Annotated in this window: 7 protein-coding genes and 3 pseudogenes; 5 read left to right on the top strand and 5 right to left on the bottom strand. The window is 61.9% G+C overall.

Translation table 11 applies throughout. From position 1 onward, the window contains the following. Positions 1 to 13 precede the first annotated feature (13 nt). The 5 genes and pseudogenes from ACLARN_RS39865 to ACLARN_RS39845 form a co-directional block, all read right to left on the bottom strand. Positions 14 to 1,084 (bottom strand): annotated as a pseudogene (locus tag ACLARN_RS39865) (IS256 family transposase); the annotation flags it as partial. A gap of 353 nt (positions 1,085 to 1,437) precedes the next feature. Continuing rightward, positions 1,438 to 2,671: pseudogene (locus ACLARN_RS39860) on the bottom strand (IS256 family transposase). A gap of 1,632 nt (positions 2,672 to 4,303) precedes the next feature. Continuing rightward, positions 4,304 to 5,188 (bottom strand): IS3 family transposase, encoded by an 885-nt coding sequence (locus tag ACLARN_RS39855; RefSeq protein ID WP_409496663.1) that lies wholly within the window; start codon positions 5,186 to 5,188, stop codon positions 4,304 to 4,306. Then, positions 5,188 to 5,490, bottom strand: a pseudogene (locus ACLARN_RS39850) (transposase); the annotation flags it as partial. The gene ACLARN_RS39855 and the pseudogene ACLARN_RS39850, both read right to left, overlap by 1 nt. A 135-nt stretch (positions 5,491 to 5,625) precedes the next feature. Beyond that, positions 5,626 to 5,787, bottom strand: a complete 162-nt coding sequence (locus ACLARN_RS39845) for a hypothetical protein (protein ID WP_409496662.1) — start codon at positions 5,785 to 5,787, stop codon at positions 5,626 to 5,628. Between the two features lie 691 nt (positions 5,788 to 6,478). Here ACLARN_RS39845 and mpaB point away from each other — a divergent pair. Genes mpaB through mpaP form a run of 5 tightly spaced genes read left to right on the top strand, consistent with a single transcriptional unit; the run spans position 6,479 to position 12,332 of the window. Then, complete coding sequence (gene mpaB, locus ACLARN_RS39840; RefSeq protein WP_409496661.1) at positions 6,479 to 7,552, top strand: daptide biosynthesis RiPP recognition protein; 1,074 nt, start codon at positions 6,479 to 6,481, stop codon at positions 7,550 to 7,552. After that, positions 7,549 to 8,340, top strand: a complete 792-nt coding sequence (gene mpaM / locus ACLARN_RS39835; protein ID WP_409496660.1) for a daptide-type RiPP biosynthesis methyltransferase — start codon at positions 7,549 to 7,551, stop codon at positions 8,338 to 8,340. Before mpaB ends, mpaM begins: the two co-directional genes overlap by 4 nt. Next, a complete protein-coding gene (gene mpaD / locus ACLARN_RS39830) occupies positions 8,318 to 9,553 on the top strand; it encodes a daptide-type RiPP biosynthesis aminotransferase (RefSeq protein ID WP_409496659.1) in 1,236 nt (411 codons plus the stop codon). The genes mpaM and mpaD overlap by 23 nt, the downstream gene beginning before the upstream one ends. Continuing rightward, positions 9,550 to 10,710, top strand: a complete 1,161-nt coding sequence (gene mpaC, locus ACLARN_RS39825; RefSeq protein WP_409496658.1) for a daptide-type RiPP biosynthesis dehydogenase — start codon at positions 9,550 to 9,552, stop codon at positions 10,708 to 10,710. The genes mpaD and mpaC overlap by 4 nt, the downstream gene beginning before the upstream one ends. Continuing rightward, the gene (mpaP, locus tag ACLARN_RS39820; protein ID WP_409496657.1) at positions 10,707 to 12,332 is read left to right on the top strand and encodes a daptide biosynthesis intramembrane metalloprotease; all 1,626 of its coding nucleotides are present in this window, start codon (positions 10,707 to 10,709) and stop codon (positions 12,330 to 12,332) included. Before mpaC ends, mpaP begins: the two co-directional genes overlap by 4 nt. The last annotated feature ends 2 nt before the right edge of the window (positions 12,333 to 12,334 follow it).

The raw sequence follows: 12,334 nt of genomic DNA, 5'->3' as shown, positions 1-12,334 counted from the left end.
GCGTTGTTGATCTGTGGGTTTCGGCTCCCGACCAGCGAGTACCGAAGGTGATGGCGAAGGCGTTAAGCACAGGTTTCCAGCGCATCGCCCATCGGGCGCGGCCCGTCCCGGTCGAGTCCATACTACGGGTCACAAGGTACGGGCACTTAATCGTGGCCAGTTCGGTCGGGAAATGTTTTCGCGCGCGGATTGCCTGCCAGTAGCGGGCATTCAATGATTCGATCGGGTTGGTGGAGCAGATCATGCGCCTGATCTCGATGTCTCGATCGAGGAAGGGCACGAACTCGCCGCATCTCGGTCCCGAGGAGAAGCGATCCGGAAAGTGTTGCGGGTCAAATGGAAGATGCACGTTTGGACGATGGTGTGCGGCCGCGCGTTCGTCGCAGCTTCGGGCAGACCTTTGAGGCCGTCGCAGGCGAGGAAGAACACGTCCCGAACACTGCGGTCCTTGAGATCGATCAGCACGCTCATCCAGAATTTTGCGCCTTCACCGCCAGCGCCCATCCATAGTCCGAGCACGTCCTTCCACCCGAGCACGGTAACGCCGATAGCGGCATAGACAGGCCGGTTCGCCACCTGTCCGTCGCGGACCTTGACGTGAATCGCGTCGATGAACACGGCCACGTACACCGCGTCGAGCGGCCGGCTGACCCAGTCCTGTATCTCGGCGATGACCTCGTCGGTGATCCGCGAGATCGTCTTTGCTGACCGAAGTTCCGTAGATCTCGGAGATATGCGCCGAGATATAGCCGGTTGCCATTCCCTTCGCATACAACGACAACATGATCTCATCCACCTCAGTAAGCCGGCGTTGCCGCTTCTTCGCGATGTGAAGCTCGAACGTACTTTCTCGATCCCGTGGCACGTTGATAACAACGTCGCCCGCAGCATCCGAAACCACCACTTTAGGTCGAGTGCCGTTCCGCACATTCGTCGACTCACGATCCGGCTCGGCCTGGTTCTTCTCATGACCGAGGTGCTAGGTCATCTCCTCATTCAGCGCGGTTTCCAGCACATTCTTGGTGAACAGCTTCAGCAGGTCGTCCGGCCGGTCATGCCAAACCCCGCGCCTTCGCTTCGGCCTCCCTCGCCGCTGCGGCAACCTGCTCCGGCGACAGCTCACGCGCCGGCCTGGACTCACTCTTGTGCGGACTTACAAGGTCCGATGTCATCACATTTCTCACCCACCAGCAGATCGAGCGACTCGACGTCGAGATCACCGAACTCGGTGGCAATCGCGCCACATGATGGAGGACGATAGGATGCAGCAGAATGACCGTGGCCGCATGTTCCGCGAGGCCTGGATCGCCGGAGTCATCAAGCACTACCCCGGCGAGCCCAAGCCCGGCTACATCACTCCGTGGGACGAGATCCCGGACTGGGAACGCGGGCCCTGTCATGATTTCCGTGTAAGCCACGGATGATTGTGTGGTTATTTTAGTGGATTGGTAGGCGTCCGGGGAAGAGTGCGACGAGTGTGTTGAGGGCTTGTTTCCATCCCAGGTTCCGGTTCCTGATGGTCCTCCGCGGTGGCTGGTGATGTTCCGGAGTCCGAGGTAGAGGAGTTTTATGGCGGCGGCGTCGCTGTCGAAGTGACCGCGGTTCTTGGTGAGTTTTCGGAGCTGGAAGTTGATGTTCTCGATGAGGTTTGTCGTGTAGACAACTCGGCGCAGCTCGGCTGGGTAGTCCAGGAATGGGGTGAATTCGTTCCATGCGTGCTGCCAGACTTGGACTGCGGCGGGGTATTGGGTGCCGAATTCTTTGTCGAAGTTCTTGAGTGCGGTCTCGGCGGCCTCGAGTGTGGGTGCGGTGTAAATGGATCGCATTCCGGCGGCGACTTTCTTGCGGTCACCGTAGGAGACGAACCGCATCGCGTTTCTGATCACGTGGACCACGCACGTTTGGACCACGGTGTCGGGGAAGACGCCGCGGATCGCGTCAGGCAGTCCGGTCAGCCCGTCGCAGCAGGCGATCAGGATGTCCCGCAGGCCCCGATTGCGCAGGTCGGTGACGACCTTGGCCCAGAACTTCGCGGCTTCGCTGTCGGCGATCCATAAGCCGAGGGCATGCTTGCGGCCTTCGACGTCCACGCCGACGGCCAGGTGGGCGACCTTCGTGGTCACCATGCCCTTGTCCTTGATCCGCAGGCGGATGCCGTCGACGTAGAGAATCGGGTAGACCTCGTCCAGCGGACGCGTCTGCCACAGTGCGATCTCGTCGGCAACCACCTCGGTGACGTTGGAAATCAGTTGTCGTGAGGCGTTCACGCCATAAACTTCATAAAGGTGTGATTCGATATCGCGGGTCGTCATTCCACGGGAATACAGCGACAGGATCACCTCGTCGATATTCCCCAGGCGACGCGCGCGTTTCGGCACGATCGCCGGCTCGAACGAACCGTTTCGATCGCGGGGCACCGCCAGCTCGACCGGCCCATTGGTCGTGGACACCGTTTTCGTCGACCGGCCGTTCCGGGAGTTCCCACTGCCGTTTCCGGCGGGATCTCCTTTCTCATATCCGAGATGATGGGTCATTTCGGTATCCAGCGCACGTTCGAGCACTGCTTTTGTCATCTGGTTCAGCAATTCCTGCACACCCAAGAACCGCCGCTCGCGTGCGCTTCTTTGACCAGCGCGTCCAATACCTCCGGCGGAAGCGCTCCGGCAAACACTTCAGCCGACGACGAGCCGGCCGGGCAGGGTGTGTTCTCCGTCACAGAAAGGGCCTTCCCGGATCGCCAACGACGATCCGATCTTGGTCCATCCGCGGCTTACACGGTTGTCATGACACGGCCGGAACGCGACGCCGCGACCGCCGTGTACGACCAAGTCCTCGCCTTCATCGAGGCCACCGGCGGCGCCACCGCCAAACTCACCCCGGACCAGAAACGGCGCTTCGTCCGCTGTGCTGGATCGGCCAGATTTACAAGCACCTTCCCAACACGAAGCCATCCTACGTAGCGAATTGGGGCGACCTGCCCGACTGGCAGAAGGCAACGGATATCGAAATCTCTGAACGCATCGAACAACACGCTTGTGCATTTGACAGCACGAACAGACATTCGGCGTGGCTTACTCGCCAACCAGGCTGGTGGCTGAATCAGGCAGCGAGGTAGGCAGTATGGGCTCCAACCGGGAGGCGTTCGCGGCTCGACGTCCAGTGTGACTAATGATGATCGGGAGGAGTTGCGGCTGCAGGCGGAGTCAAGCGGCTGCGTGAGTCAACGAGGTGCTCAAGTCCGCGACGATTTTCTCCGCAAGCGAACTCGACACCGAAACGGATGATCGTCGCGTTCGTCGATCAGTTGCGGGCTGGTGGTTATGCCGTCGGATCGATTCCTTGCTGCCCTGAACGCGCTGGGTCGCGGCCCCGAACCGTCACCGACGCCCTGCTCAAGGACTCCGTCCGCTCGGCGGCGTTCGCCGCCAGCCGAGCCGGGTGAGCGTGTGCAGGCTCCGGGGGACTGTATGGGCGCCGGGAAGTGCTGGCTCTTCTCCGCCGGACAGTGCTGCCGGAAGCTGGGTTCGGCACGGTGACCGGGCCATGCGCTCGCCCAGCGCCTGACCGGCGTCCTCCGAAGTAAGAAGTACCGGACCACGATCCCGGACCCGGTCGCCCCGCGAGCCGCGGGCCTGCTCGAGCGCAACTTCGCTTCAGATGCTGCTTGCGCCATTCGGGCTGCTCATGGCCGTCACCGAGCCTTTGCGCTGGTGATGCTCGATCACCAGCGGTGGCAGAGATCCGAAGCCTACGAGTGGTGTTTGCTTGCAATCGCGCCGGAAACATGCTCGCCGCGCTACAGCGGCCATCGCACTATCGGGCGTAGAACGGACTCTTGAGCGGCATTGCCTCCCAGAGTCAGAATGAGGATCCGCTGCTTGGCATGAGCAACGCAATCTCTTGGGAGCGTCTCGGAGAGCAGATTCTGGGTTCTCCAACGAGCAACCATAAAAGTGTTGCCTGGCTCACTGGGGTGGCATCCACCAGTCAATCCTTCTGTGCCCGCTTACGACGCGAGCTTCGCAGCAACAGAAATGCTGTAGTGACAAGGAGGATTACCGCAAGGATCAAGATGCATACTCGTAGCCAAGCTGGGTCCGTGACGGCGTTACTGATGGGTATTAGAGCCACGGCGATCACCAGGAGACCCAAGAGCCGTTTGGTACTCGCATCGAAACTATTCTGAGTCATTCGTACATCATATCGAATGGGCGCTCCCCTTGCTGTGCTCAGCGGCGTGACACTCGACGCTTGAGAGATGGGATCGCTCCGTTTTGACGGACGGGGTTGTTGAGGGTTGTGGTTAGGCTACTTGTGTGTGGTTGTGGAGGGTTTCCCAGCTTGCTGGGCTGTGGTAGTCGAGGCTGGAGTGTCGTCGGTGGGTGTTGTACCAGCCTTCGATGTAGGTGAAGATTGCCTTGTGTGTCAAGGCTTTGGTGGGCCAGGCTTGCCGGTCGAGTAGTTCGGTTTTGATGGTGGCGAAGAATGATTCGGCGACGGCGTTGTCCCAGCATTCGCCTTTGCGTCCCACCGACAGGCGGACGTTGAGCTCGCGTGCGAGGCGTGTGTACTGGCTGGAGGTGTATTGGCATCCTCGGTCGGAGTGGAAGATCACTCCGGGGCGGGGTCGGCGTTGGGTGACCGCGCTGCGTAGTGCCTGGTCGATGAGGTCGGTGCGCAGGTTGTCCGCGGTCGCCCAGCCGACGACACGGCGGGAGGAGATGTCGATTACCGTCGCCAGGTAGAGCCAGCCTTCCCAGGTGTGGATGTAGGTGATGTCGCCGCACCAGCGCTGGTTGACGGTGGAGCCGGGGGTGAAGTCGCGGTGGATGAGGTCCTGTGCGGGTCCGGCCCCGGGATCGGGGATCGTGGTGGTGCGCCAGCGTCGAGCCATCCGGCCGCGCAGGCCTTGGGCGCGCATGAGCCGGGCGATCCGTTTCCGTCCGTGACGGTCCCCGCCCGCGGCCAGTTCCGCGTGGATTCGCGGGGCGCCGTAGGTGCCGGTGGAGCGGGCGTGGATCTCGGTGATCTTCCGCGAGAGGGTGGTGTCGTCGCGGTCGTGCCGGGACCCGGAGGTGGTGCGGTGGGCGTAGTAGGCGGCTCGGGAGACCTGAAGTAGCTCACAGGAACGTTTCACGTTGCCGGTGGGGCCGGCGTTCTCCGCCTCGATGAACGGATACACGTTCACCGGGTCTCGTTCGCGAAGAAAGCCGTGGCTCGTTTCAGGATCTCGACGTCCCCACGAAGCCGGCGGTTCTCGGCCTTCAACGCCGCCAGCTCGTCCAGCTCGCTGCTGGTCGGGCCGTCGGTCCGGGCCCCGGCGTCGATCTCGGCCTGCTTGATCCACTTCCGTACCGCGGAATCGGTCAACTCGAAATCGTGCACCACCTGCGGTATCGACCGCTCACCACGCTGGCATATCCCCACGATCTCGGCCTTGAACTCCGGTGTGAACACCCGCCGAGCCCGCTGAGGCCTCTTCTTGCCCATGGACACCATGATGAACATCCTTCCCAAAGACGCTACCCGCGCCCCTGATCCGAGATGTCCGTCAAAACGGGTCAAGCCCAAGAACAAAGAAAGCCCGGAGGAAGTGAGGGTCACTCCTCCGGAGCCTCCTTTGTATCACGTCGCCGCAAGGAGGAGTCCTCCAAACGCGAAGGCCGTTCCCATGCCAGCAAGGAAGCTGCTGACATCTGGAGTTGTGATTTCTTCCAGTTCGATGATCGATAGATCGATCATCGAACTGGCCTCGTCGCTCGAGTTGCCCAGGATGGCGTCGTACACGAATTCACCCCCTCTTGCGTAGCTGGTTTGCTAGTTCGCCTCGGCTAGGTTCCGATGACGAGTAAGGTACTTACGAGAGCAAGGCCGAGTGCGCCGCCCAGGGACGCGTCGCACGCATTCTGGCTGACGTTTCCGCCGCAGCGAGGACCCACCATGACCTCAAGTTCCTGGACAGACAGGTCCAGGCCTCGTGCGACCTCGTCTTGCGTCTCAACAAACATTTCCGCTCCGAACATTTCACCTCCCTATGTCAGCTAGCAAAATCATGCAGCGGGTTGACGTGTGCCACGGCACTCGTTCGAGGCTGGGCCAGCGTGCCCCTGCCGCCCGTTTCGATCTTGAAACTCTGAAGCTCGCGCGTAGGTGAACCGAGATGAGCGGCGGTGCTGTGTGGCACGTTCGCCGCGTCTACTGCGGAACTTGATGTTTCGAAGCGGTTCGGTTCACGTCGTGAGTGTGGCGGCCAGTTCGTTTCACTGCAAGGTATCGCAATGAACATCCCCCCGGCGGGTGACGATAGAACGAATTCCTGTGAATGACCACAAGATTGATTGTGATTTATTCAAATTTGCTTACTTGCCGAGTTTGCGTAGACTTGCTTTGAGCCAGGTGGCGAAGTGTCAATTTTGATGTAGGTCAGATCTGCCAGCGAACGGGGCACTGCGCTGACGTTGCGAGGAAACACGAGGTAATGGATAATTTTGAACACCCGCCGGTATCTGCGGTCGACTCTGAGGTTCGGCATGATGTCCGGACAACATTCGCCGATGTCTTGCAGTTGCGCGTTGGCACGCCCTTTATGACTGACGACTTCGGGCGAGTTGTATTCCTGGAATCGGCGAACCACCTTGACTATGCCCTGCGCCTCAGCAGTGGCCAGGGTTCCGTGTTCAGCCCAGCACCAGCAGGCGGGGTTCGGAACGTAGTGGTGTACGAAGGTGGGGTGTCCACCCCCGGTGACGAGCTCCTGATCGGCGATGGATTGCTTGTCTCCTCTCAGGATTACCTTTCAACCCCGTTCGTCGTCGCGACCGGGGCGACGATCGTGCTGGTTACCGGAGCGGAGGACTACGACGCCTATCTCCAGGACGCTGATCTGGCTCGTCGCACAGGAGTCTTTGTCGATCAACTCTTGCAGCCAGGCGTGTTTCTCGCGGATCAATGTGCCTTGGGAAGTACCCATCCCTGCGCAGGTGCGGCACGCTTATATGTGGCCACAAGCGGCGACGTGTACACGGCCCCAGGAGGGCAACGGCTCGGGACGGTGGAGTCCGATGTGGATCACCTCATCGAAGCAGCGGTTGCGCCAACCTCGGGCGATCTCTGCCTAAACGGCGTGGTGGCCGCGGAGAGCGTGGATCGAGCTCGAGCGGAGCGACCATGGCTCTCCCGCTATCTGCGAGCCCTTGACGTGTTGGGGGGCCTGGGTACGACCGGCCGAACGGGCTACAGAGTTTCCGGCTTCGGCGGGCGCCTCACCGCAGGGCTTCCCACTGCCCTGGACGAGCCGACTGATGCTCCGCTAGTGCTGTGGAACGACGACGAACATCTCATCTGCGACCCAGGCCAGGGACGCGTGTTCCAGCTTGGCCAAGACGCAGCCAGGCTCGTCGAACTCCTGCTGATCACGGGGTCCATCGAGGGCTCTTGCACACTGGCCACAGTCCATTTGGGGCTGGATCGCGTTACCGCACGCGCAGCAATTGAGGTTCTCACTACGAGACTCGCGGACGCCGGTGTGCTGCTGTGCGAGGTTGTGGCATGACGGCTGTTCCAGGTACTGCGGGGCGGCTGATGGAGCTGTACGGCTTGCGAGCCGAGCCGCTGTACGGTCCTGCGGGCGGCGCGGTCTATGACAGGACATGTGGCCAGGATACGACGGAGATCAGTGAGGTGCTTAGGCTTGCGCACGGCATCACCGGCCCGGTATTGGAGCTGGCCTGCGGTGCCGGCCGGCTGACTCTTCCACTCGGCGCGCGAGGCCGTCAGGTCGTCGCCGTGGACAACTCACCGTCGCTGCTGAGCTTGCTGAAGTCTCGTCTACGTAACGAACGCATCAGTCTGGTCGAGGCCGACATGACCGACTTCTCTCTCGGTCGCTCTTTCGCGCTGATCGTACTGGCTGCATTCTCGGTAACCCTGCTCGATACGCGGCAGCGCGCGAGTCTCTTCCTGCGGGTGCGGCAGCACCTCGCCGCTGGCGGCGTGTTCTATGTCAGCGGGATTGATCATGCCGAGACGTTGACTTCGGGGATGCGTCCCGCCGAACGTGTCGCGGTGGTCGTCGACGACGACTCAGTGATCACGTTCTATCTGCACTTCGACGGCCGCCGCAGGATACTCACAACCAGCGTTCTTCAGGAAGAGGTCAACAGTCAGGTCACCGCGCACCGTGCGCTTTTCACGAGTGTTCGGCACATGATCAGCTCGAAGGAGCTGGCCGACGAAGTCAGAGCAGCCGGGCTGGAGGTCGTCGAGATTCGGCGCGGCGAACCTGGCGAACAGGTGCAGTTCCAGCTGATCTGCCGCCGTGCTGGAGCAGCTGATGAGTGAGCGATATCCGGTATGGGAGTCACTGATCCCACCCAGCCAGTACGGACAGCCCGACAAACATGCAGTGGCCGCGATCGGCAGTCGAGTCCGGTTCGTCGACGGCACATGGTCGTTGTGCGCGACAAGTGGGTTGTGGAATGCCAACCTCGGGTATGGCAACAAAGCGATTGCCGACGCGGTGGCACTCTCGCTCACCGAGGCTTCTTACATGACGCTCTTCAGGGGAGGCCACAATCTCGCCGTTGAAGCGGCGACGACCCTGCTGGGAGTGTGCGGCCCGCAGCACTTTGGTCGTGTCCTGTTCTCTACCTCGGGTGGGGCCGCGAACGACGCGACAATGAAGCTGGTCCGGCACTACCAGGCGCTGCGGGGAGACGAACGACGATGGATCGTGGTTGGCTTGAAAGGCAGTTACCACGGGCTGACCTACGGAAGTTTCGCGCTCACAGGAGAGCCCCTTGGTCAGCAGCTTTATGGCATCGATCATCGATTGGTGCGGCACGTTGATCATCGCGACGAGACTGAGCTTGAGGCATTGCTGAGGAGAGAAGGACATCGGGTCGCCGCGGTGGTGGTGGAACCGGTGCTTGGTTCAGGCGCTCACCCCGTGCGTGAACGATTCATCAACGCGCTTGATCGGCTCCGCGCGGAGCATGGTTTCCTGCTGGTTGCAGATGAGGTGGCGACCGGGTTCGGCCGGACAGGCTCATACTTCGCCTCACAGACCTGGCCGACACGGCCGGATGTCCTCATCACTTCCAAGGGCCTTACCAATGGAACCTGTGCAGCCGCGGCCGTCGTCGTCTCACATCAGGTCTGCGACGTATTCGAGAATGCTGACTCGGTACTGGTCCACGGGGAGACCCAAGCTGGCACCCCAAGCAGCTGCGCTGCAATCCTCGCGACCATCGGAGAGATGGCATCGCTCGACGCGTGTACCCGGGCGGCGGAGAACAGCGCCCTGCTGGACAGCATTCTCCATCGGCTGTCGGCGCACCCATTGGTACTCGGACATCGTGGGGCGGGCTGCTTCCGCGCACTGAACCTGGGAGCACACTCGGTCGCGGTTGCGGCAGCCGCTCGGCGAGCCGGCCTGCTGCTGCAACTCGGCCCCGACTGCGTCCAACTGATTCCCGCTCTCACATACACCTCTGATGACTTCGACGAGCTGGAGACACTGCTGATGGTTGCTTTGGACCAGGCGGCGTCATGATGCTGCGGCGAGTTTCATCCACACCGGTGCAGGCAGGGGCAGGGGCTTGGCAGGAGGCGCGACGAGCCTGTGGCCAGAAGTCCCTGGTCATCACGGACTCCGCAGTCGCCATCGACCAGCCGGCGATACAAATCGACGCACATGAGGCCGACTGGCGGACCGTGCAAGGGTTAGCGCGGCACATTGCGGAGAAGGCGCCGTCCACCGTGATCGGTATTGGCGGCGGCAGTGTCCTGGACGTCGTGAAACTCGCTTGCCTGGTCCACGCGGATCCGCGAAATGTCGATTTGCTGCAGGGCTGGGGGCAACGCGCAGGCGCGATCATCGTGCCTGGCGTGAGGAATACCTTGGTACGCCGTGTGTTCGTTTCCACCACCGTTGGCACCGGTGTGGAGGTAAGCCCGGTTGCCTGCGTGCGGATGGATGGGCGGAAGCGGCTCGTCGTCGGCGCTGCGCTGCGACCTGACCTTGCGGTGCTTGACCCTGAGCTCACGGCCTCGTTGCCCGAGTACTTGCTTCTCGAAGGTGTTTTCGAGGCATTGCTTCGCATCATCGGCGCGGTTGCCGGAAGCGCCCATGTCGGTGGTTTACCTGACGCCGAGGCAGCGATGCTTGCGAAACATCTGCTGGACACAGGAAACCGGATCGCAGCAGGCGATACGGGATCGGATGTCCGATTGACCGCGGCAATGCTCAGCGCCGCGACGCACACGGGATGGACACTGACCGGGCGTGCTCCCTATGCACCCAAGCATTGGTACTTAGCCAATGAACTGTCCACCACCCTGGGGCTGCGGAAGATGGTCGCCACCGCTTGTGTGCTCCCTGGTGTCTGGACCCGGATCGTGCGCGGCGACACCCGCTACGGCAACGTTGCCCAACTCGTAGAAGCTTGGACCTGGCTGAACGAATCCGAACCGGTGACTGGTCTCGGTGAACTGCTGCAACGCTGGCGAATCGAACACTCCGTCACCGCCTCCTCCGCTTCGGTCGCCGAGGCCGCCGAGCGCGCTGTCGCATCCTGGGGCGGTAGGCTGCCCATGCTGGCAGGACTCACCACCCCCGAGATTCACAAGCTGTACACAGAATCCGTAATGGTGCGGACCACAACCCCTGCCATGAACATGGCGGCGGCGTCGAAGAAACACATCACATGACCTCTATCGATCTGACGCATCCGCGGCTAGCGCCGTGGGTCATCGTGCACCACCCTATGGAGGACGGTGCGCCATGGATCGTGGAAAGGCAGGGGAGCAACCCGCTGCGTGTCAGCGATGACATCGGAGCCCTGCTGGCGACCATCGACGGCGAACGAGATGCGCAAGCCCTCGCGGCCATGCTGGGACCACAGTGGACACCGGATCTCGTGACAGTCGCGGTGCACAGGTTCCATGCACTCGGGCTGCTGACGGAGCCGGGCACCACTGGACCGAAACCGGAACGCCGTTTCGTTGCGGTCTCGTGGATGAACCTGCAACTGCGATTGATCCAAGCCTACCGGGTGCTGGAACCTGCGCGGCCCATGCTCACCCGGCTTCGCGGGTCCTTTGTCCTGCCTGCCACGCTGCTTGTGAGCTTCGTTGGCATTCTCGCGTTGATCGCGCAGCACAGGATCGTGAGTGCGACCCTCGGCGAGCCGCTACCGTTTACCTCGATGGCAGTGGTCTGGCTCGGCCTGGGCGTTTCCACGATCTTCCACGAGCTTAGCCACGGCGCGACCTTGACCCACTACCGAGGAAGACCAGGCTGGCTAGGCATCATGCTGTTCTACCTTACCCCAGCGTGCTTCTGTGAGGTGACTGACGGCTGGCGATTGGCGAACTCACGCCAGCGTGTCATGGTGGCGATGGCCGGCGTTGCCGCCCAAGCAGTCATGAGCAGCGTCGCAGCACTGGTCGCGCTCGTCATGCCCAATGGTGACGGGCGGACAATGCTGGTTGGCTTCGCAATGGCCAGCTATCTCAGCGCAATCGTGAACCTGATCCCGTGGATCAAACTCGACGGCTACTTGGCCCTGATGTCCTATCTGGACATCCCTCATCTGCGCGAGAAGGTGATAGCCGACGCGCGTGGATGGCTCGACCGCAGGTTGTTCGGTATAGCATTCACCTGCGAGTTGCCGAAGCTGAGATGGGCAGTTCCCTTCGGCATGCTCTGCATCCTGTTCCCTGGGTTGGTGCTGGCGGCCGCCGCTAATCGGTGGGGATACCTACTGCTCAACATGGGCGTCGTAGGCGCCATCGCCCGGCTCCTTCTGATCGTATTCGTGGTGTACTGGCTCGCCCGCCGGGCAACCCTGGCACTACGCAACGCGAGACGGGGAGGAGCGAGCTACATCCGGATCACGGGGGCAGCACTGCTGGTTGGTCTGGTACTTGCCGCACCACTCAGTTTGATCAACATCCACGACGACGTCCACGGCGGATATACCCGCGACGGCTCAAGCGTCCGTTTGGCTTTGCCGATCGGTACGGACCCTTCCACCATACGCTCGGGCGACCGCGTCTGGCTGGAACGTCGCGGGCTGGTACTCAGCACCACGCAAGGGGTCGCGCGGGTGGGCGCTGCTCATCCAGTCCCGGCAACGGTGCCGATCGAGACCTTGGCTCCGGTTCAAGCGGACGCGACGATCGATGCGATCACCCTCCCACTCGAGGGGGTCTCGTCTGCGCAGTTGGACACCGCCGGCGGTGCCACCGTGCCAGGGTCGGCACAGCCCCTCGCGCGCTGGCTCTACGCGCAGGGGCAATCGGCCTGGAACGACGTATTCGGAGGGTAGGG

Source organism: Amycolatopsis sp. cmx-11-12, from assembly GCF_046269425.1.
Lineage (GTDB): Bacteria > Actinomycetota > Actinomycetes > Mycobacteriales > Pseudonocardiaceae > Amycolatopsis.
This window is presented reverse-complemented; position numbering and strand designations above follow the sequence as displayed.